This is a genomic window from Methylobacterium sp. A52T (assembly GCF_053346095.1).
Genome location: NZ_JBKFBI010000001.1, coordinates 93,639 through 114,323 on the forward strand (window position 1 = coordinate 93,639; position 20,685 = coordinate 114,323).

20 protein-coding genes are annotated in these 20,685 nt (G+C 71.0%); 15 read left to right on the forward strand and 5 right to left on the reverse strand.

Features of this window, described 5'->3' with window-relative positions; translation table 11 throughout:
• Window positions 1-17 precede the first annotated feature (17 nt).
• From ACLBYE_RS00440 to ACLBYE_RS00455, 4 genes are all read right to left on the reverse strand, one after another.
• Window positions 18-1,826, reverse strand: a complete 1,809-nt coding sequence (locus ACLBYE_RS00440) for an ABC transporter ATP-binding protein (protein WP_447692587.1) — start codon at window positions 1,824-1,826, stop codon at window positions 18-20.
• Between the two features lie 18 nt (window positions 1,827-1,844).
• Entirely contained in the window at window positions 1,845-2,441 is a 597-nt protein-coding gene (locus ACLBYE_RS00445; RefSeq protein WP_447692588.1) for a TetR/AcrR family transcriptional regulator, read from the reverse strand.
• A 275-nt stretch (window positions 2,442-2,716) separates the two neighbouring features.
• Window positions 2,717-4,117 (reverse strand): sensor histidine kinase N-terminal domain-containing protein, encoded by a 1,401-nt coding sequence (locus ACLBYE_RS00450; RefSeq protein WP_447692589.1) that lies wholly within the window; start codon window positions 4,115-4,117, stop codon window positions 2,717-2,719.
• Window positions 4,114-4,779 carry a response regulator gene (locus ACLBYE_RS00455; RefSeq protein WP_447692590.1) on the reverse strand — a complete coding sequence of 222 codons (666 nt, stop codon included), beginning with the start codon at window positions 4,777-4,779 and terminating at the stop codon, window positions 4,114-4,116. Before ACLBYE_RS00455 ends, ACLBYE_RS00450 begins: the two co-directional genes overlap by 4 nt.
• A gap of 116 nt (window positions 4,780-4,895) precedes the next feature.
• Between ACLBYE_RS00455 and ACLBYE_RS00460 the strand changes: the two genes are divergently transcribed.
• A complete protein-coding gene (locus ACLBYE_RS00460; protein WP_447692591.1) occupies window positions 4,896-5,972 on the forward strand; it encodes an ABC transporter substrate-binding protein in 1,077 nt (358 codons plus the stop codon).
• Between the two features lie 192 nt (window positions 5,973-6,164).
• Window positions 6,165-7,457 (forward strand): MFS transporter, encoded by a 1,293-nt coding sequence (gene tcuC, locus ACLBYE_RS00465; RefSeq protein ID WP_020095784.1) that lies wholly within the window; start codon window positions 6,165-6,167, stop codon window positions 7,455-7,457.
• A gap of 195 nt (window positions 7,458-7,652) precedes the next feature.
• Here tcuC and ACLBYE_RS00470 read toward each other — a convergent pair whose 3' ends face one another.
• Window positions 7,653-8,459: a GntR family transcriptional regulator gene (locus ACLBYE_RS00470; protein ID WP_447692592.1), complete on the reverse strand. Its 807-nt coding sequence runs from the start codon at window positions 8,457-8,459 to the stop codon at window positions 7,653-7,655.
• Window positions 8,460-8,604: 145 nt separating this feature from the next.
• Here ACLBYE_RS00470 and ACLBYE_RS00475 point away from each other — a divergent pair, with 145 nt between their 5' ends.
• The 13 genes from ACLBYE_RS00475 (at window position 8,605) to ACLBYE_RS00535 (ending at window position 20,631) form a co-directional block, all read left to right on the forward strand.
• Window positions 8,605-10,029, forward strand: coding sequence for an MFS transporter (locus ACLBYE_RS00475; protein ID WP_447692593.1), 1,425 nt, complete (start codon window positions 8,605-8,607; stop codon window positions 10,027-10,029).
• A 132-nt stretch (window positions 10,030-10,161) separates the two neighbouring features.
• Window positions 10,162-10,953, forward strand: a complete 792-nt coding sequence (locus tag ACLBYE_RS00480) for a sterol desaturase family protein (protein ID WP_354456675.1) — start codon at window positions 10,162-10,164, stop codon at window positions 10,951-10,953.
• Between the two features lie 85 nt (window positions 10,954-11,038).
• Window positions 11,039-11,428 carry a hypothetical protein gene (locus tag ACLBYE_RS00485; protein WP_447692594.1) on the forward strand — a complete coding sequence of 130 codons (390 nt, stop codon included), beginning with the start codon at window positions 11,039-11,041 and terminating at the stop codon, window positions 11,426-11,428.
• 28 nt (window positions 11,429-11,456) lie between these two features.
• Window positions 11,457-11,672, forward strand: a complete 216-nt coding sequence (locus ACLBYE_RS00490; RefSeq protein ID WP_447692595.1) for a hypothetical protein — start codon at window positions 11,457-11,459, stop codon at window positions 11,670-11,672.
• Window positions 11,672-11,992, forward strand: a complete 321-nt coding sequence (locus ACLBYE_RS00495) for a DUF6166 domain-containing protein (RefSeq protein ID WP_447692596.1) — start codon at window positions 11,672-11,674, stop codon at window positions 11,990-11,992. The genes ACLBYE_RS00490 and ACLBYE_RS00495 overlap by 1 nt, the downstream gene beginning before the upstream one ends.
• A gap of 154 nt (window positions 11,993-12,146) precedes the next feature.
• Window positions 12,147-13,436, forward strand: a complete 1,290-nt coding sequence (locus ACLBYE_RS00500; protein ID WP_447692597.1) for a cystathionine gamma-synthase family protein — start codon at window positions 12,147-12,149, stop codon at window positions 13,434-13,436.
• 223 nt (window positions 13,437-13,659) lie between these two features.
• Complete coding sequence (locus ACLBYE_RS00505; RefSeq protein WP_447692598.1) at window positions 13,660-14,952, forward strand: YjgN family protein; 1,293 nt, start codon at window positions 13,660-13,662, stop codon at window positions 14,950-14,952.
• A 3-nt stretch (window positions 14,953-14,955) separates the two neighbouring features.
• Window positions 14,956-16,092 (forward strand): M48 family metallopeptidase, encoded by a 1,137-nt coding sequence (locus tag ACLBYE_RS00510; RefSeq protein WP_447692599.1) that lies wholly within the window; start codon window positions 14,956-14,958, stop codon window positions 16,090-16,092.
• A gap of 175 nt (window positions 16,093-16,267) precedes the next feature.
• Window positions 16,268-16,639, forward strand: coding sequence for a DUF971 domain-containing protein (locus tag ACLBYE_RS00515; RefSeq protein ID WP_447683857.1), 372 nt, complete (start codon window positions 16,268-16,270; stop codon window positions 16,637-16,639).
• A 64-nt stretch (window positions 16,640-16,703) separates the two neighbouring features.
• Entirely contained in the window at window positions 16,704-18,455 is a 1,752-nt protein-coding gene (locus ACLBYE_RS00520; RefSeq protein ID WP_447692600.1) for a fumarate reductase/succinate dehydrogenase flavoprotein subunit, read from the forward strand.
• A 26-nt stretch (window positions 18,456-18,481) separates the two neighbouring features.
• A complete protein-coding gene (locus ACLBYE_RS00525) occupies window positions 18,482-18,715 on the forward strand; it encodes a 4Fe-4S dicluster domain-containing protein (protein WP_020095796.1) in 234 nt (77 codons plus the stop codon).
• A gap of 8 nt (window positions 18,716-18,723) precedes the next feature.
• A complete protein-coding gene (locus ACLBYE_RS00530; protein ID WP_447692601.1) occupies window positions 18,724-19,689 on the forward strand; it encodes a HEAT repeat domain-containing protein in 966 nt (321 codons plus the stop codon).
• A gap of 165 nt (window positions 19,690-19,854) precedes the next feature.
• Window positions 19,855-20,631, forward strand: coding sequence for a Crp/Fnr family transcriptional regulator (locus tag ACLBYE_RS00535; RefSeq protein WP_091682861.1), 777 nt, complete (start codon window positions 19,855-19,857; stop codon window positions 20,629-20,631).
• The last annotated feature ends 54 nt before the right edge of the window (window positions 20,632-20,685 follow it).

Sequence of the window (20,685 nt, forward strand, 5' to 3'; positions counted from 1 at the left end):
TCCTACAATCGTGGCCGTCAGGCCGCCTGGCGCACGAGGCGCGCGTAGGCGCCTCCGCGGGCGAGCAGGGCTTCGTGCGTGCCGCATTCGACCACGCGCCCCCGATCGAGCACGACGATCTGGTCGGCCCGGCGGACGGTCGAGAGGCGGTGGGCGACGGTGATGGTCGTGCGGGGCTTGCCTGGACGGGCAAGGGCCTCGACCATCGCTCGCTCCGTCGCCGTGTCGAGGGCGCTCGTCGCCTCGTCGAGCAGCAGCACGCGCGGGTCGCGCAGGATGGTCCGTGCCAGCGAGAGGCGCTGCCGCTCGCCGCCCGAGAAGCGGTGCCCGCGCTCGCCCACCAGCGTGTCGTACCCGTCCGGCAGGGCTGCGACCATGTCGTGCAACTGGGCCGTCCGGGCCGCCGCGACCATCTCCGCGACCGTCGCATCCGGCCGGGCGAAGAGCAGGTTCTCGGCCACGCTGGCATGGAGGAGGAACGGGTCCTGCGTCACGACCCCGAGCACCTCGGAGAGGGAGGCGAGACTCAGGTCGCGCACGTCGACGCCGTCGTAGAGCACGGCGCCGCCATCGACGTCGTAGAGCCGGGCCAGGAGATGGCCGAGGGTGGACTTGCCCGAGCCGGTCGCGCCGACGATGGCGGTGTGCGACCCGGCCGGGATATTGAGCGTGACGCCGGCGATCGTCGCGGGGCCGGCTCGGTCGTAGGAGAACGTCACGCCGTCGAGGCGCACGTGGCCGGCGACCTCGGCGGGGTCGAGGGTGACGGGGTCGGGCCGCTCGGTGATGCCGACCGGCTTGTCGAGGTACTCGAAGATGCGCGCGAACAGGGCCCGCGTCTTCCGGGCCTCGACGCCCGTGCGCAGGACCTCCTCGAGCGGGAACAGCATCTGCTCCTGCAGCGCGATCATCGCGACGAGGGTGCCGATGGTCATGGTCGTCCCGGCGCCCGCCATCCAGCCGCCGAGGAACAGGGTCAGGGCCGGCAGGGCTTGCAGCACGAGGTCGATGACCGACCACTGCCACTGCCCGGCCGTGTGGGACCGGACCTCCAGGTTGGCCACCGCGCGCGAGGCCCGCGCGAAACGCTCCGCGAGATGCGGGACGCGGCCCATCGTGCGGGCGAGGACGATGCCGGAGACCGAGAGAGATTCCTGCACCGCGGACGTCATCTCGGCGATGCGTTCCTGCTGCGCGTAGGTTGTCTCCTCGCGCAACCGGCCGACGCGGACACTGATCCAGGTCGCCGGCGGCAGGACCAGGAACGAGAACAGGGCGAGCCGCCAGTCCAGCAGCAGCATGGCCGCGGCGGTCATCACCACCGCGCTGGCGTTGCGCGTGGCCTCACCCGCCGTGTGGGTGACCAGCGCCTGGAGGGCGCCGATGTCGCTCGCGATGCGGGACTGGATGTCGCCGGAGCGGGTCGCCGTGAAGAACCCGAGCGGAAGCGACTGCAGATGCGCGTACACGCGGACCCGGAGGTCGTCCATGAGGGCCTGCCCGACCTTCGCGGTGACGAGGGCCTGCAGCACGCCGATGCCCGCCCCGAGCGCGGCGAGGCCGACCATGCCGGCGGCGAGCCGGCCGAGCAGTCCGAGGTCGGCGCGCGGCAGCGCGACGTCGACGATCTCGCGGAGCAGGAACGGGGCGGCGAGCCCCGCGGCGGAGGCGAGAGCGATCAGCCCGATGACGAGCGCGATCGGGCTCGCGTAGGGGCGGAACAGGGTGAGGATCCGGGCGACGGAGACGTGCCGCGCGGCCAGGTCGCCGTATTCCGCGGCATCGCCCGGCCCGTCCGCGCCGCGGGCGGGGGCGAACCCATCCATCGAAGTCGATCCCATGGCTCAGTCCCGGTCGCCGCCCGGGTGGGCGGACGGTTCAGCCAATGTCATCGCGACGAGGCGGTCGCGGAGCGCGTCGAGGGCGGGGACCGGGTCGCTCGGCTTCTCGCGCACGAGGTAGGCGAGCCACGCGCCGTCGGCGGCGAGCCGGACGAACTCGAGGTCGGCGCCCCAGTCGGTGTCCCGGTGGCGGTGCAGGCGCTCCGCGAACCAGGCCGACACCATGCGGCGCAGGGGCGGCTCGGCGAGGATCGAGATGTGGAGCGCGGCCCACTGGCTGCCCTCGGTCATCATCGGGTCGTGCAGCGTGATGTCGACGTAGGCCCGGGTGTACCGGCCGTACGGCCGGGGATCCTTCGCCATCGCCGCGTCGATCTCCGCATCGAGCTGCGCGATCAGGTCGGCGACGACGCCCTCGACCAGGGCCTGCTTGCTCGGGAAGTGGTGGAACAGGGCCCCTTTGGTCACCCCGGCGGCGTGGCAGACCGCCTGCACGGTGACGGCAGACAGGCCCTGCTCCAGGGCGAGCTTGGCGGCGCAATCGAGCAGCGCGCGCCGGACGAGCTCGGGCCGCTTCTTGCGATGATAGGCGGTCGCCATGGCCCCTTTCCGCGAGTGACGGGAATCGTCCTCGCCGCGAAGATACCTACCGCGCGGTATCTTTCAAGTGGCGAGACCGGATGACGTGCCCGAGACACCGCCGAGCAGGTGCGCAGTGCCCCGGCCGCTACAGCCGACCGGAGGGCGTCCGCCTGTTCCGGTGCCGCGCACGAGAGCCGGCCGGCGCAGATCCGAGCCGGCAGCCACCGCTAAGGCGACCTGGGTCGGACGGCCGGATAAGGCCGAACGCACCGGACAATCGCCCCGTGCAGGGACTACGGCGCGCGGAAGCTCGCCCGCGCGACGAGTCCCGATCCGCCTGCCCGGGAACCGAGCGTGACCGCCCCGCCGATCCGGTCCGCGAGGGCTCGAACGATCGCGAGCCCGAGGCCGCTGCCGTCAGGACCGTCCCGCGTCGCGACACGGTAGAATCGCTCGAAGACCTTCTCGCGCACCTCCGGCGGTATGCCCGGACCCTCGTCCTCGACGTCCAGGCAGGCGCCGGTCTCCGTGCGCCGGACACGGACGACGGTGGTGCCTTCGGGACGGTTGTAGCGGATCGCGTTGTCCACGAGATTGGTGAGGATCTCGCCGACGATGAACGCATCGCCCACGACCGGCACCGCGCCGTCGGGGCGATCGAGCACGATCTCGCTCCCGCGCGCGAGGGCGTGGGGCACCTGCTCCGTGACCACGCGGGCCGCGACGTCGTTCAGGTCGGTGATCGCCGCGGCGGCGTCCGTGCCGGCCGCGGCCGCATCGGCGCGGGCGAGCGCGATCAGTTGCGCGAGGAGGCGTTCCAGGCGCCGCGCGGCTCCGTCGATCTCGTCGATCGCCGCGGCGTGGGCCGATTCCCCGGGCGTGAGCCTGCGGAGCAGTTCGACGTGCATCCTGAGCACGGCGAGCGGCGTCCGCAGCTGGTGCGAGGCGTCCGACGTGAAGGTGCGCTCCCCCGCGATCGACTGCTCCAGGCGCTCGAGCAGGGTGTTGAGGGCGAGCACCGGGGCCAGCGCCTCGCGGGGCACCCCGGCCATATCGAGCGGCTGCAGGTTGATCGCGCCCGGGACCGCCCGCCGGTCGATCGCGTCGCTCAGCCGGGTCAGCGGCCTCAGGCTGCTGTCGATGCTGTACCACGACAGGGCCCCGATCAGGCCCATAAGCCCCAGCTCGGCGAGCGCGAGCCCGGCGAGCAGGCGGCGCTCCAGGCCCTGGCGGGCCTCGCGCGTCTCGGCGACCTGCACGAGGACCGGGTCCGGCTTCCCGTAGACCCGCCGGGCCTGGGCGGCGATCCGCACGGCCGCCCCGCGGACGATGCCGTCGCGATGGGTCGTCACCCCGAGCGGGAGCGTGTCGACGTTGAGACCCGGGAGGTCGCGATAGCCGGTCACCAGCGCCCCGCCGTAGGTGACGCTGTAGTAGATCCGGTCCTGCGCCTGGCTCTCCAGCATCCCGAGGGCGACGCGGGGCAGGTCGACCGACACCTCGCCGTCCTCCACGGTCAGCCGCTCGGCGATCGCCAGGACGGACCCGTCGAGCAGGCGGTCGTGCGTCGTCTCGACGACGTTCCGGATCACGAGCGCGCCGGCGAAGCCGAGCAGCAGCGCGAGCGCCAGGGCCGGGAGCAGCATGCGGACCAGCAGGCGCCGCCGGATCGAGGGCGCGCGCGGCCGGGTCACACCGGCATCAGCAGGTAGCCGAGGCCGCGGATCGTGCGGATCTCGGGACCGTCCGGCTGCAGCTTCTTCCGCAGGCGGGCGACGTAGAGTTCGAGGGCGTTCGGCGCGACCGCCTCGTCGAAGCCAAAGATCTCCGCGCTGAGCCGTTCCTTCGGGACCGGCTTCCCGGCGCGCGTCATCAGGATGGTCAGGACGGCGAGCTCCCGGCGGCGCAGCGCGACGGGCGCCCCGCCGAGGGTCACGGTGCCGGCGGCCCGGTCGAGCTCCAGCGTTCCGCAGCGCAGGACCGGGTTCGGCACCGCCTGCCCGCGGCGGACGAGCGCCCGCACCCGCGCCTCGAACTCGGCGAGGTCGAACGGCTTGAGCAGGTAATCGTCCGCCCCGAGATCGAGCCCGCGGACGCGGTCGCTGATGGCGTCGCGCGCGGTCAGGATCATGACCGGAACGGTCGAGCCGGCCGCCCGGACGGCCTTGAGGACCTCGAAGCCCGGCAGGCCCGGCAGGCCGAGGTCCAGGACGATGAGGCTGTAGGGTTCGCTCAGCGCGAGCTGCACCGCGTCCGCTCCGTCCGCCTCGTGGTCGACGGCGTATCCGCCGTGCCGGAGGGCGGCGACGAGGCCGCGCGCCAGGGCGGCATCGTCCTCGACGACCAGAACGCGCATGCTCCTCCCGTCATCGATCGTGTTGGCCGAAGCGGCGCTCCGAGATTAGCATTCCCGCCCGGTCTCTGCACGGCGAAGCTGCGGGGACTCCCGCGGCTCTCGAAGGGCAGAATCTGGTGCGCGCTCCCGCTGTCGTCGGCCTCGTCCTGCTGCTGATGGCCGGTCCGGGCCCGGCCTCGGCACAGGTCGAACCGCCACCGGCGGCCGAGGGGACCGGGCCCGCCGCGGCCCGCGGCGAGACCGTCGTGGTCGTGCGGGCGACGACCGACGAGGCCGAGGTCGCCGACCTCCTCGCGGGCTTCCGCGAGGCCCATCCCGGCGTGGCGGTCTCCTACACCAAGATGAACTCCGCGACCCTGTACGACGGCTTCGTGGAGGAGGCCGCGGCCGGCGCGGTCAAGGCGGACATCGTGTGGAGTTCCGCCATGGATCGCCAGATCAAGCTGGTGAACGACGGCTACGCCGCCCACTACGCGTCCCCCGAGGCGGCCTTCCTGCCGGCCTGGGCCGTGTGGCGCAACGAGGCCTTCGGCGTCACGGCCGAGCCGATCGCCATCGCCTACAACAGGACGCTCCTCCCGCCGGAGCAGGTTCCCCAGACCCGCGCCGACCTGATCCGAGCCCTGACCGACCACCCCGAGACGTGGCAGGGAAAGGTCGCCGCCTACGATCCGGAGCGGAGCGGCGTCGGCTCGCTCATCCTCGCGCAGGACGCGGACGTGACGCCCCGGACGTGGGACCTCGTCTCCGCCCTCGGGCAGGCCGGCGTGAAGCTCTACACCCGGACGGAGACCATGCTCGACCGCATCGCCGCGGGCGAGGCCGTCCTCGCCTACGGCGTGTTCGGCGCCTACGCCCTCGAGCGGGCCCGGCACGACCCGGCGATCGGCCTCGTGCTGCCCACGGACTACACGCTCCTCGTCTCGCGGATCGCCTTCATCGCGAAGGACGCGCCGCATCCCGCCGCCGCCCGCATGTTCCTAGACTACATGCTCTCCCGCGAGGGGCAGGCGCGACTCGCCGCCCGGTCGCTGACGCCGGCCCGGACGGATGCCCGCCGGGCCGACGACCCGGTCGCGTCCGCGCCGGCCCTGCGGCCGGTCCCGGTCGGGCCGGAGCTGCTGGCCAACCTCGACCAGATCCGGCACGCCCGCATGTTGCGGCGCTGGCGGCGCGCCATGGAAGGCCGCTGAGACCGGGTCCCGCGACAGCTTCGTGACAGGTTGACCGGCGTATAGCGGCCTCAAGCGCTGCGAAGTCGGCGCGAATACATGGGAGGATTGGTTTGCGGCTGCAGCCCGATCGCCACGAGCGATCGTCAGCCGTTCAGAACCGACGCTTCCCTCGTGCGGTTGCGACCGCTCCGGCGCCTGAGGGAGACAGCAATGATACAGGCCCATCCGTCGAGTTCCAAAGTCGCCACGGTCCTGCGCGTGACCAGCGGCAACTTCCTGGAAATGTTCGACTTCTTCCTGTTCGGCTTCTACGCCACCTACATCTCCAAGACCTTCTTCCCGGTCGGCAACGAGTTCGCCTCGCTGATGCTGACCTTCGTGACGTTCGGCGCCGGCTTCCTGATGCGGCCCCTCGGCGCGATCTTCCTCGGCGCCTACGTGGACAGCATCGGCCGCCGGAAGGGGCTGATCGTCACGCTCGGCATCATGGCGGCCGGCACGATCCTGATCGCCTTCGTCCCCGGCTACGGCACGATCGGCCTGTTCGCGCCCTTCCTGGTCCTCGTCGGGCGCCTGCTGCAGGGCTTCTCGGCCGGCGTCGAGCTCGGCGGCGTCTCCGTCTACCTGTCGGAGATGGCCACCCCCGGCAACAAGGGCTTCTACGTGTCCTGGCAGTCCGGCAGCCAGCAGGTCGCGGTCATGTTCGCCGCCGTGATCGGCTACATCCTCAACCACGCCCTCTCGCTCGCCGACATGAACGACTGGGGCTGGCGGATCCCGTTCTTCATCGGCTGCGCGATCGTGCCGTTCCTGTTCTACATCCGGCGGTCGCTGGAGGAGACGGAGGAGTTCCTGAAGCGCAAGCACCGCCCCTCCATGAAGGAGGTGTTCGGCTCGCTCGCCAGCAACTGGCAGATCGTGCTGCTCGGCATGCTGCTCGTCGGCATGACCACGATCTCGTTCTACACGATCACCGTCTACACCCCGACCTTCGGCAAGGCCGTGCTCAAGCTGTCCGACACCGACAGCCTTCTGGTGACCTTCTGCACCGCCCTGTCGAACCTGTTCTGGCTGCCGGTCATGGGGGCCCTGTCCGACCGGATCGGGCGCAAGCCGCTCCTGCTGGTGTTCTCGGCGCTGACCCTGCTCACCGCCTACCCGGTGCTGGGCTGGCTCGTGGCCAACCCGAGCTTCGGGAACATGCTGATCGCCCTGCTGTGGCTGTCCTTCCTGTACGGCAGCTACAACGGCGCGATGGTGGTGGCGCTGACCGAGGTGATCCCGGCGAGCGTGCGCACGGCCGGCTTCTCCCTCGCCTACTCGCTGGCGACGGCGCTCCTCGGCGGCTTCACGCCCCTCGTCTCCACGTGGCTGATCGAGGCCACGGGCAACCGCGCGGCCCCCGGGCTGTGGATGGCCTTCGGCGGGGCGTGCGGCCTCGTCGCCACGCTCCTGATCTACCGCCGCGCGACCCAGCCGGTCGCTCTGGGAGCCCCCGCGTGACCGGCTCGCCGGGAGCACCACGCCTCGGAAACGCCGCGCGCGTCGCGTCGTAGGGGGCACTAAAGAGGGGCGGCGATCCGATCGCCGCCCCGAAGCGGCCGGGATCGGATCGCCGTCCGCCCCGCGCCCCTCCCCTGACTGACCGCCGCCCCGGTCGCCGCGTCGACCGCCCGACGCGGGTCCCGTCGCGCGACCTCAGAGATCCAACGTCTTGCGGGCGAAGCTCTCGATGTAGTCGACGAGCCTGTCCGACGCGGCGCCGGCAGCCTCGACGTCGCGTCGCGCGACCGCCTCGCAGACATCCGCGTGCAGGTTGGCGGTCAGCGGCAGATCGGCCGCCTGCTTGTAGTGCTGGTACCAGAACCGCCGCGACAGGCCCGCCATGCTCTCCAGGGAGCGCACGGCGAACTCGTTGCGCGAGGCCGTCGCGATCAATTCGTTGAATTGCCGGTCGAGGCGCATGAACGCCAGATCGTCCGACGCCGCGGCCGCGTCGCGCATGTCCTGCGCGAGCCCCGCGAAGACCTCGCGCTCCTCGCGGGTGGATCGCTCCGCCGCGAGGCGGGCGATCAGGCGCTCCAGGACGCGCCGCGTCTCCAGGAGCCGCAGCTGCGAGCGCACGTTGATGTCCGACACCAGGATGCCGCGCCGCGGCATGACCACGACGAGCCCGTCGCGCGCGAGGCGCTGGAGGGCTTCCCGGATCGGGGTCCGTCCGATCCCGAGCCGTTGGACCAGGTTCTGCTCGCCGAGCACGAGGCCGGGCGGGAGCACCAGGGTCGTGATCATCTCTTCCAGCTGCTGGTAGGCCCGGTCGGTCAGCGTCAGGTCGGGCAGATCGTCGTCGCCGCCCGCGGCGTGGGAGGCCCCCTGCGAGGCCTCCTGGGACACGTCCTGCGACGCCTCCTTCACGGCCTTCCGCGCCCGCTTGCGGCCCGGCTCGGCGGCGCGGACGGACGTCGTCTTCCCGGTCACGAAGTTCATGGACGACACCCCCGCCACGGCCGGCTCCGGACACCACGCCGCCATCAGCGTGCATGGGGCGGGGGCACCCGACGTGCAAGGGCATACGTCTGATATATCTTGCGCATCTTAGTAATATCCTGCATGACGACTTGCCGCATATAACCAAGAGGGAGGTTGAGCCATGGCAGGGCCTGTTGCGATTTCCGCCGGCGACGTGCTGCCGGATCGGGCGAGCGCGGACGCCACCGCCCGTGCCGCGGTCGGATCGGGCGCGCTGATCGCGGCGCGCCTCGAGCGGCTGCCGATGACCGCCTTCCAGCGCAACATCTTCCTCATCATCGCCACGGCGTGGTTCTTCGATTCGATCGATCTCGGCTCGCTCACCTTCCTCCTCGGGTCGATCAAGACCGAGTTCGGCCTGACGACCGCCCAGGCGGGACTGCTCTCGAGCATGAGCTTCATCGGCATGTTCGCGGGCGCGGCGCTGTCGGGCATGCTCGCCGACCGTTTCGGGCGGAAGGTGGTCTTCCAGATCAGCATGGTGTTCTGGGGGCTCGGCAGCCTCTGGTGCGCCTACGCCCCGGACGCGACGATGCTGGGCCATGCCCGCCTGCTGCTCGGCTTCGGCATGGGCATGGAGTTCCCGGTGGCGCTCGCCATCGTCTCGGAGTTCCTGCCGACCGCCAAGCGCGGCCGCTACCTCGCCATCATGGAAGGGTTCTGGCCGCTCGGCTTCATCGCGGCCGGCTGCCTCAGCTACGTGCTGCTCAGCTCCTTCGACTGGCGCGCGGTCTTCCTCGCGCAGGCCGTGCCGGCGCTGTTCCTGTTCGTGATCCGCTTCTTCGTGCCGGAATCGCCCCGCTGGCTCGCCGACCGGGGCCGGCACGCGGAGGCGCACCGGGTGATGGCGCAGATCGAGCGGCAGGTCGCCCTGCGCCTCGACGGGCGCCCGCTTCCCGAGCCGACCGTCCTGCCCGAGCCGGCGCGGGCCGAGCGGCGCTTCTCGTTCCTCGAACTCTGGAGCCCCGGCTACGCCAGCCGCACGGTGATGATCTGGCTGACGTGGTTCTTCGCCCTGCTGGGCTTCTACGGCCTCACCACCTGGCTCGGCGCGCTGCTGCAGGAGGCGGGCTACAGCGTCGCCAAGTCGGTCACCTACACGATCCTGATCTCGCTCGCGGGCGTGCCGGGCTTCATCGCCTCGGCGATCCTCGTCGAGCGCTGGGGCCGCAAGCCCACCGCGGTCCTGATGCTCCTGGGCAGCGCCGTCGCCGCCTACCTGTACGGTCACTCGCCGTCGTTCGGCTGGCTCATCGCCTTCGGGCTGATGATGCAGTTCTTCCTGTTCGGCATGTGGTCGGTGCTCTACGCCTACACGCCCGAACTCTACCCGACGCGGGCCCGCGCCACCGGGGCCGGCTGCGCCTCGGCCATCGGCCGCGTCGGCTCGCTCATCGGGCCCTTCGCCATCGGCCTGATCCTGCCGGTGCTCGGTCACGGCGGCGTCTTCGCCCTGGGCGCCGGCTCGTTCGTCATCGCCGCCGCGAGCGTCGGGTTCCTCGGCATCGAGACCAAGGGCAAGTCCCTGGAAGCCATCTCGCACTGACCGGACCGGCCCCGACCGGGCGGCGGCGCCGTCGCCCGGTCAGGTTGACAACTGATATATCAACGGTATCTCTAGACGGACAGATCCCGGTTGGGACGCGTCGTCACCCCCTTCCCAGCGAGGAGACGCACCATGGAACTCGCCAACACCCGCATGAGCGAGCGGCAGCGGAACTACCGCGCCAATTACCGCCAGCGCGTGGCCGGCTGGTACAACGGCTTCCTGCACATCGCGATCATCTACACGATCGGCCTCACGGCCCTGTACATCTACGTCTCGAACATCCACGCGCCGAGCTGGATCGAACTCGCGACGGTCCCGGTCGTGTTCCTGTTCTGCAATTTCTTCGAGTGGTGGCTCCACCGCTACGTGATGCACCGGCCGCAGAGCAATCCGATCGGGCGGGCCGTCTACAATCGGCACACCCTGCAGCATCACCAGTTCTTCACCGACCACGAGATGCGCTTCGCCGACCACCGGGACTACCGGGTGACGTTCTTCCCGCCCTATGCGCTGGCGACGTTCACGCTGATGTCGATCCCCGGCGCCGTCGTGCTCGGCAACATCTTCACGCCCAATGTCGGGTGGCTGTTCATCACCACGACGACCAGCATCTACATGATCTACGAGTTCATGCACTTCTGCTGCCATGTCGAGGAGAACTGGTTCGTCCGCAACATGCCGTTCATCAACACGAACCGGCGGCACCACACGGCCCATCACGACCAGTCGATCATGATGGAGCGGAACATGAACCTGACCTTCCCGATCATGGACTGGCTGTTCGGTACCTCGGACCTGAACCGCGGCCTCATCGGAACGCTCTTCAACGGCTACGACACGCGCCACGTGAAGACCGACATGCGCAAGACCGCGCGCACGCCCGGTGCCCCCGAGCCCCGCGCCATGCAGGCGGCCGAGTAAACCGCCGAGTAACCCGCCAAGTAACCGCGAAGTAACCCGGCTCTTATCCCGCCGCGCCGACTGACGAGCAGCCCGGAACTCTGCCATGGACATGATCGAACCGAACGTAGCCGCGCTCGCGTGGTTCGCCCTCTTCGCCGGGATCGCCTGCACCGGCTTCTACGTGCTGGCCGGGATGTTCCCACTGGAGACCCGGCCCGACCTGAGGGCGCGCCCCCTCGGCCTCGCGCTGATCGCCGCCAACGTCCTCCTGCTCGCGGCGCTGACCGGCGGGATGCTCGCCTACGGGGTCGCCGAGCTCCGCTGGTCGAGCCTCGTGATCGTGGGCGGCTTCGCCGTGCTGTTCGCGCCCGGCCTGTTCAACGTCTGGCCCCAGCGCTGGCGCGACGGCGTCGCGGGCCTGGCGATCGTGCTCGCCGCCCTCTGCGGCGCCCTCGGCCTGCTGCAGCAGGTCGGCGCCGTCTTCGTCCTCTGACCCGCACGCGCGATCCGGGAGGGATCCGATGCCGTTTCCGATCAAGTGCGGCCTGTCGGTCGCCGTCGCGCTCGCGGCGCTCGCCGGCTGGTTCTACATGGGCCATCTCGGCCAGACCGGGCCGCGCTGGGCCGTGGCCTTCCTCGGCCCGTTCATGGTGGTCAGCCTCTGGATCTTCCCCGAGGTGATGCGCAACCGCTCCGACGGCCGCACCCCGCGCCACCGGATCCGGGAGGCGCGGTGATGGACAAGGTCTATGCCGGGGATCGGACGATCGACGGGATCGTCGTCACGGTGAACGGGGCGCCGCTGCCGGATCGGGCCGAGGCCAAGTGCTACTCCCGGAACGGCTTCGAGTGGAGCTACGAAGGTCCCGAGCCCTCGCAGCTCGCCTACGCGATCCTGGTGGATCATCTCGGCGACGCGGCGGAGGCGGAGCGCCTGCAACAGCGCTTCATGCGCGGCGTCGTGGCCAACTTCCAGAACGAGTGGGAGATGACGACGGCCGACGTCGCCCGCGTCCTGGAGCGCCTGGATTCGGGCGGCGCGGCGCGGTCCGGCTGAGACCCGCGTCCGCCCTCCGCCGCGGCGCGCCGGGAAAGCGGCGGCGTTCCGTAGCGGCCCTGCCTGTGCCATGCTCCCGCGTCCGGAATCCCGGAGTCAGAGCGCAACCGGGCTGCCCAGCCCCGGGCTGGGGGCCTGTCGGAGCGAGGCCAGCATGTCCGACGACCGCTACCACCGGAAGGTGCTCGGCGACCGCCCGCTCCGTCCCGAGACGCTGATGCTCGGCTACGGCTACGACCCGGCCCTGTCTGAGGGCGCGGTGAAGCCGCCGGTCTTCCTGACATCGACCTTCGTGTTCACCTCGGCCGAGCACGGCAAAGCCTTCTTCGACTACGTCTCCGGACGGCGCGAACCGCCGGTCGGCGAGGCGGCGGGGCTGGTCTACTCGCGCTTCAATCACCCGAACAGCGAGATCGTCGAGGACCGGCTGGCCGTCTTCGAGGAGGCCGAGGCCGCGCTGGTCTTCTCCTCCGGCATGTCGGCGATCGCCACCACGATCCTGGCCTTCGCGCGGCCCGGCGACGCGATCCTGCACTCGCAACCCCTGTACGGCGGCACCGAGACCCTGATCGCCAAGACCCTGGCCGGGTTCGGCATCGCGCCGTTCGGGTTCTCCGACGGCACCGATCCGGCGAGCGTGCGCGCCGCGGCCGACCGCGCGGCGGGCGCGGGACGCGTCAGCGTCGTCATGGTCGAGACCCCCTCGAACCCGCTCAACACCCTCGTCGATCTCGGCCTCGTCCGGGCGGTCGCCGAGGAGATCGGCGCCCGGCAGGGCGGCGAGGCGCCGGTCGTCGTCTGCGACAACACCCTGCTCGGGCCCCTCTTCCAGCACCCGCTGCGCGAAGGCGCCGACATCTCGGTCTACTCCCTGACGAAGTATGTCGGCGGCCACTCGGACCTGATCGCCGGCGCCGCCCTCGGCTCGGCGGCGCGGATGAAGCCGGTGCGGCTGCTGCGCTCGGCGATCGGGACCGGCCTCGACCCGCATTCCTGCTGGATGCTCGGGCGCTCGCTCGAGACCCTGTCGCTGCGGATGAGCGCGGCCAACCGCAACGGCGAGATCGTCGGCCGGATGCTGGCGGCGCACCCGAAGGTGGCGCGCCTCCACCATCTCGCGCATCTCGAGCCCGGATCGCGGCAGGCGCAGGTCTACGCCAAGCAGTGCGCGGCCCCGGGCTCGACGTTCTCGTTCGACATCGTCGGCGGCGAGGCCGAGGCGTTCCGGGTTCTCAACGGCCTCCAGCTGTTCAAGCTCGCCGTCAGCCTGGGCGGAACGGAATCGCTCGCCAGCCACCCGGCCTCCACGACCCACTCGGGCGTGCCGAAGGCGGTGCGCGACCGACTCGGGATCACGGACGCGACCATCCGGGTGTCGATCGGGATCGAGCACCCGGACGATCTGGTCGCCGACCTCGCGGCGGCTCTGTCCGTCCTGAGTTAGCGACGCGCTCAACGGCGGCCGGGCGCGGTGCGCACCCCGGCGAGGCCGCTCGGTCGCATCGCCCGGCAACCGGAGACCGCGCGTTAACGACGCCCCGCAATACGAACGGTCGTTGCACGACATTGCGGGGACGGGACAGAATTGCGGCCGCGCGGAACTGGTCAGCGCAGGCCTTCCTTCCTAGTGTCTGGCCGCGAAACGCGACGGGACGATCGACGGACCCATGAATTCGGCAACCGGCACCCAGTTCGACACGCGGAGCGGCTCTCCGGGCACGCGCGTGGCCGCCGTAACCTTCGACCCGCGGGTCAAAGGTCTCACCTGGCTGGCGCTGAAGGGCTTCCTGCTCTCGATCGTGACCTTCGGCATCTACAGATTCTGGTACGTCACCAATCTGCGCCGCTTCTTCTGGGAGCGCACCGCGCTCGACGGCTCGCCCGCCGAGTATACCGGCACGGGCAAGGAACTGTTCCTCGGCTTCCTCGTCGCGCTCGCGATCCTCGTGCCGATCTACGTCGCGCTGTTCGCGCTCTCGCTCGTCGCGCCCGCGCTCGCCCCGTTCTCGGTGGTGATCTCCTTCGTGTTCCTGTTCCTGCTGGGGCAATTCGCGATCTACCGCGGGCGCCGATACCGCGCGATGCGGACGCTCTGGCGCGGCATCCGCCTCGGGCAGGACGGATCGGGCCTCGCCTACGCGGCCCGCGCGGGCGGCTGGTGGCTGCTCACGCTCGTCACCTTCGGCCTGGCCTTCCCGTTCATGCGGGCGAGCCTGGAACGCTACCGCATCGACCACACCCTGGTCGGGACCAGCCGGATGCATTCGACGGCGCGGGGACGCAGCGTGCTCGGTCCCTGGCTCCTGCTGTACGGGGTCGGGCTGGGGCCGCTGATCGGGCTCGGCATCGCCCTCCTGGTCGCGGCGGATTTCTCGCTGCCCACGGACCTCCTGGTACCGAAGCCCGGCGGCAAGGCCGGCCAGACGATCCTCAACCCCGCCTACGCGGCCTCGAAGATCGGCATCCTCCTCCAGGCGATGGGCTTCGTGGCCGCGATCTGCGTGCCCGCGGCGCTGCTCCTGCTCCCGTACTACCGCGCACGCGAGACGCGGGCGTTCATGGGAGCCGCCAGCCTCGGTCACGCCCGCCTCGCCTCGAGCCTGAAGGCGCGGCAGTTCTACTGGCCGTACATCGTCTACATGCTGTCGCTCCTTGGCTTCCTGGTCGTGCTGGGCCTCGTCGCGGCTCTGCTGATCTTCGCCGCACGGGCGGCGGGCGACCTCAGCATGCTCCACTGGCTCGTCGTCCTCATCTACCTGGTCGGCGCGCCGCTCTTCGCGGTGCTCTACGTGCGCGTGGTGCAGGCCCGCCTGTGGGCGGCGGTCGCGACGAGCACGACCGTGACGGATCCCGAGGCCCTGGATGCCGTCCTCGCCTCGTCGCGCGGTGCCGGCAGCGGTCTGCAGGAGGGCCTCGCCGACGCGCTCGACGTCGGAGGCGCGCTCCAGATCGGCTTCTGACGCTTGGCCCGCGCTTCCCAGGCGATCGACGCGACGCCGATCGAGGTCGAGGGCCGCTACTTCGACGGCGTCAGCGCGCGGGCACATCCCGTCGCGCTGCGCCTCGACGACCGCTTCCGCGTCTCCGGGCCCGGAATCGCCCAGGACTGGAACCTGCTCGACCTGCGCGCCGCCGTCTCCGTGCCGCCAATGATGCGGATCGGTCCGGCCGGCGAGCCGGTCCGCGTGGAGTTCTCGGACGCGACGCTCGCCGCCGCGCTCGCGGCGCGCTGCCCGGACCTCCATCGCCGGGAGCGCTCGGGCGGCACGGTGCGGCTCGTGCTCTGGTCTCTCGCGGCCGGTCTCTCGGTCCTGCTCGTGGCGGTCTTCGGCGTCCCGCAGATCGCCGGGCTGCTGGCCCCGCTGGTGCCGGACGCGGCCGAGGCGCGGCTCGGGGCGGTGGCGGAACCGCAGGTCCTGCGCTTCCTCGGCGACCCGCCGGCCTGCGCGGAACCGGCCGGCCGCGCGGCCCTCGACACGCTCGTGGGCCGCCTCGTCGCGGCCGGTCGGGCGGAGGGCTCGCTGCCACCCGAGGTGGCCGTGAGCGTGCGCCGGCACGGCACGGCCAACGCCTTCGCCCTGCCGGGCGCCCGCGTGATCGTGCTCTCGAGCCTCATCGCGCGGGCGCGGTCGGCCGACGAGGTCGCGGCGGTCCTGGCGCACGAGCTCGGCCACGTCCGCCGACGCGATCCGACCCGCTCCCTCATCCGGGCGTCGGGCACCTCGTTCCTCCTGAGCCTCGTCCTGGGAGACCTGACCGGCTCGACCATCATCATCGCGCTGGGCGACGCGGTGCTCTCGGCCGGCTACAGCCGCGACGCCGAGCGGGCGGCGGACGCCTACGCGGTCGACCTCATGACCCGCGCGGGCGGCAACGGCGCGGCGCTCGCCGACATCCTCGAGCGCATCGCCAAGGACAAGCACGACGGGAAGAGCGACGTGCTGGACCTGCTGCGCAGCCATCCCTTCACGCGCGAGCGCGCCGCCGCGATCCGCGCCCAGGCGGGCCCTGCGGCGGCCGAACGCCAGATCCTGTCCGGCGCCGCCTGGACGGCACTCAGGGGCATCTGCGGGCCCGAGACGAAGACGACCGAGCCGTAGATCCGGCCCACCGGACGGTCGCTGTCCGCGGGCATCCGCGGCGGACGGCCCGGCTCCGGGCTCCGAGCTGGTCGGTGTCGCCACGGCCGGCGGCCTGACTGAGATTCTGAGCAACTAATTGCTGTCGGATCGCCCGCCCCTCGGCTTCTGTGACGCAGGCACAGAGGAGGAGCGGATGGCACACCACGCGACCGGGGTTCCGAACCCGCCCCCGTTCGATCCCGAGGCGATCCCGGAGGCCGCCACCCTCGCGCGCGGCGGGACCGGCCTCCGGTTGCAATGGCGCGACGGGCTGACCGCGACGCTGTCGGCGGAGCGGCTGCGGCTGCGCTGCCGCTGCGCGTGGTGCACCCGTGACCGGGTCGAGCGACGCTTTCCTCAGGCCGCCGCCGACATCGCGGTCGCGCGGGTCGAACCGATGGGCGGCTACGCCGTCCACATCGCGTTCTCCGACGGCCACGCCCGCGGGATCTTCCCCTGGTCCTACCTGCGCGCCCTCGTGGCCGAGGCCGTCGACGGCCCGCCCGACGCCGCGCAGGCCGCCTGACCGCGCGATCCGATCCTCCGGCGATCCCACACGCCCCGCCCCTGACCTGACGCGAGATCCTGACATGAACGCGTTCGAATCCGCGACGAAGACCGAGATTATCGAGACCGACATCCTGGTGATCGGCGGCGGCACCGGCGGTCCGATGGCCGCGATCAAGGCCAAGGAGGCCGATCCGAAGCTCCGGGTCGTCCTGATGGAGAAGGCCAACGTCAAGCGCTCGGGCGCGATCAGCATGGGCATGGACGGGCTGAACAACGCCGTCGTGCCGGGCTACGCCACCCCCGAGCAGTACGTGAAGGAGATCACCGTCGCCAACGACGGCATCGTCAATCAGAAGGCGGTGATGGCCTACGCGCAGGGGTCGTTCCCGATGATCCAGTACCTCGACAAGCTCGGGGTCAAATTCGAGAAGGACGGCTCCGGCGAGTACAACATGCGCAAGGTCCACCACATGGGGACCTACGTGCTGCCGATGCCGGAAGGGCACAACGTCAAGAAGGTCCTCTACCGGCAGCTCCGCCGCCTCCAGGTCGGCGTGACGAACCGGTACATGGCGACGCGCCTGCTCAAGGGCGCGGACGGGCGCATCGCCGGAGCGATCGGCGTCAACACCCGTACTTCCGAGTTCCTGGTGGTGAAGGCCAAGGCGGTGATCCTCGCCTGCGGGGCCGCCGGCCGCCTCGGCCTGCCGGCCTCCGGGTACCTGTTCGGGACCTACGAGAACGCGGCGAATTGCGGCGACGGCTACGCGATGGCCTACCACGCGGGCGCGCAGCTCGCGAACCTCGAGTGCTACCAGATCAACCCGCTGATCAAGGACTATAACGGCCCGTCCTGCGCCTACGTCACCGGCCCGTTCGGCGGATACACGGCCAACAATCGCGGCGAGCGGTTCATCGAGTGCGATTACTGGTCCGGACAGATGATGCTCGAGTTCTGGCGCGAGCTGCAGGGCGGAAACGGCCCGGTCTTTCTCAAGATGGACCATCTGCGCGAGGAGACGATCTCCGAGATCGAGACGATCCTGCACTCGAACGAGCGCCCCTCCCGCGGACGCTTCCACGAGCGGCGCGGCACTAATTACCGCCAGCGTCCCGTGGAGATGCACATCTCCGAGATCGGCTTCTGCTCGGGGCACTCCGCCTCGGGCGTGTTCGTCGACGAGTTCGCGCGCACGACAATCCCCGGCCTCTACGCGGTCGGCGACATGGCGAGCGTGCCGCACAACTATATGCTGGGCGCCTTCGTGAACGGCGGCATCGCCGGGGCCGACGCCGCAGCCTACTGCACGGCCAATGCCCTCGCCGACCATGACCCGGCGGACATCGCGGTCGAGCGCGAACGGGTCCTGGCGCCGACCCGGCGCGTCGACGGGCTCACCCCGCACGAGATGGAGTTCAAGACCCGCCGCTTGGTGAACGACTATCTCGAGCCGCCGAAGGTGACGGCCAAGATGGAGCTCGGCCAGCGCCGCTTCGCCGAGATCCGCGAGGACCTCGACCTGCTCTGCGCCCGCGACCCGCACGAGCTGCACCGGGCGCTCGAGATGCAGACGATCCTCGACTGCGCCGACATGGCGGCGGCCGCCTCGCTCTACCGCACCGAGAGCCGCTGGGGCTTCTACCACCTGCGCGTCGATTATCCGGAGACGAACGACGCCGAGTGGGCCTGCCACACGGTCCTGTTCAAGGACGGCCAGGGCCGTATGGCCCACGCGAAGCGCGCCGTCGACCCGTTCATCGTGCCGGTCGCCGCCGAGGAGATGGGCGCCTACCACCAGCTTCGCATCAAGACGCCGGCCGCCGCCGAGTAACCCCGCCCCGTACCGGAGATCGATCCATGCCGATCATCAATCAGGCCAGCAGCGCCGCGGTCGTCATCGACGACGCCAAGTGCATCGCCGAGAAGGGCTGCCGCGTCTGCGTCGACGTCTGCCCGCTCGACATCCTCGCGATCGATGAGACCCGGCAGAAGGCCTACATGAAGTACGACGAGTGCTGGTACTGCATGCCCTGCGAGGTCGACTGCCCCACGAACGCGGTCAAGGTCAATATTCCCTACCTGCTGCGCTGAGGCCGACCATGAGCCCCGTGTTCGATTCCTTCGACGACGATCTCGACGACGCGGCCGAGCGCTGCGCGAGTGCCGACGCCGGCGTCCGGCGCGTCGCGATGATGGAGCTCGCCGAGGCCGTCGGCCCCGCGGCGAAGGTCCTGCTCCTCAAGGGCCTCGCCGATCCGGACGCGGCCGTCCGCGCCGCGGCGGCCAAGGCGCTGGACGAGCATGACGGCGCGGACGTCGTCGAGGGCCTCGTGCGGTCCCTGGAGGACGCCGACGAGGCCGTGCGCCGCACCGCCGCCGACACCCTGGCCGAGAAGAAGGAGCCGGCCTGCGGGCCGCTCCTGATCGAGCGCGCCGCGCACGCCGACCCGTTCGTGCAGGCCTCCGCCCTGCGGGCCCTGCGCGAGCTCGTCCTGCCGGACGCGCTGTCGGCCGCGCTGAAGGCGCTCCAGAGCCCGTCCCCGGAGGTGCGCCGCGAGGGTCTCGGCGTCATCGGCTACCTAAAGGCCGAGGAGGCGCTGCCGGCGCTGATCGCCACCGCGGGCGATCCCGACCCGACGGTCCGGCGCGCCACGATGGCGGCGCTGGTCTTCCTGCGCTCCGGCGGCCCGGGCATCGGCACGCTGATCGCCGGCCTGTCCGACGAGCACTGGCAGGTTCGCGAGGAGGCGGCCGTCTCCTGCGCCAAGATCCGGCTGCCCGAGGCGACCGCGCCCCTGATCGCCGTGATGGACGATCCCGTCTGGCAGGTCCGCACCAAGGCGGCCAACGCCCTGGGCCGGATCCGGGCGCCGGCGGCCGTCGAGATCCTGGGGCGGGCGCTGACCTCGGAGGTCAGCAACCTGCGCAAGGAGGCGGCCGCAGCCCTCGGCGAGATCGCCGACCCGCGGGGCCTGTCGGCCCTCGAGGCGGCCGCCAACGATCCCGATCCCGACGTGCGCAAGCTCATCCAGTGGGCGATCGGACGCTGTCAGGGACGCCCCTGATCGATCCGGCCGTCTCGGCCTCGTCGCGGCGCCGCATCCTCCGGGTGCGGCGCCGCTTCACGTCCGCTCGGCTCCGGGATATCCAGACGCTGCCGGTGCCGGCGGCCAGTTTAGAGCTGGTACAGGGTTTGCTGCGCCGCGGCCGGTAGGATGCTGGAGGCGGCAATGCAGACCACGGCGCCGATACGCCCGTCTCAGGCCCCGGCGGGGCTCCAGACCCAGGCGAGCGCCCTCCTGCTGTCCGAGGCCGCGCCCAAGGCCGGAACCGGGCAGCGCCCTCTCCTCGACGGGCTGACCGAGCGCGAGGTCGCCCTCGTGCTGGAGAAGGGCCGGCGCCGCGTGCTCTACCGCGGCGCGACCCTGTTCACCCAGGAGACGCCCAACGACGGGATCTGGATCGTCGAGAGCGGCCGTATCCGGGTCTTCTACGCCGCGCCGTCCGGACGCGAGATCACGCTGGCCTACTGGTACCCCGGCAACTTCGTCGGCGGTCCCGACGTGTTCGGCGCCGGCCTCCACAAATGGTCGGGCATGGCGGCGAGCAATTCCAGCGTGCTGCACCTGCCGGCCAAGGCGCTCCGGCAGCTCGTGACGCAGATCCCGGCCCTCGCGATCGGGGTGATCGACGGCCTGACCTTCAAGGGCCGCTGCTACTCGACCCTGGCCCAGATGCTCGGGACCCGCTCGATCACCGAGCGCCTCGCCCACCTGCTCCTGCACCTGTGCGACCTCTACGGCGTGGCGGAGGAGGACGGGACGGTGATCGCGGCGACCTTCACGCACGCCGACCTCGCCCACATGGTCGGCGCTACCCGGCAATGGGTGACGATCAGCCTGAAGCGGCTCTCGGAGCAGGGCGTGCTCGTGACGCGGCGCACGCAGATCGTCGTGCTGCGTCCCGACATCCTCGCGGCGATGCGCGGCGGCGAGGAATGCGCCTAAAACGCGAGCGTCCCGCACAAAACCGCAGCACATCCGGAGCCGCTCGACGTTTTT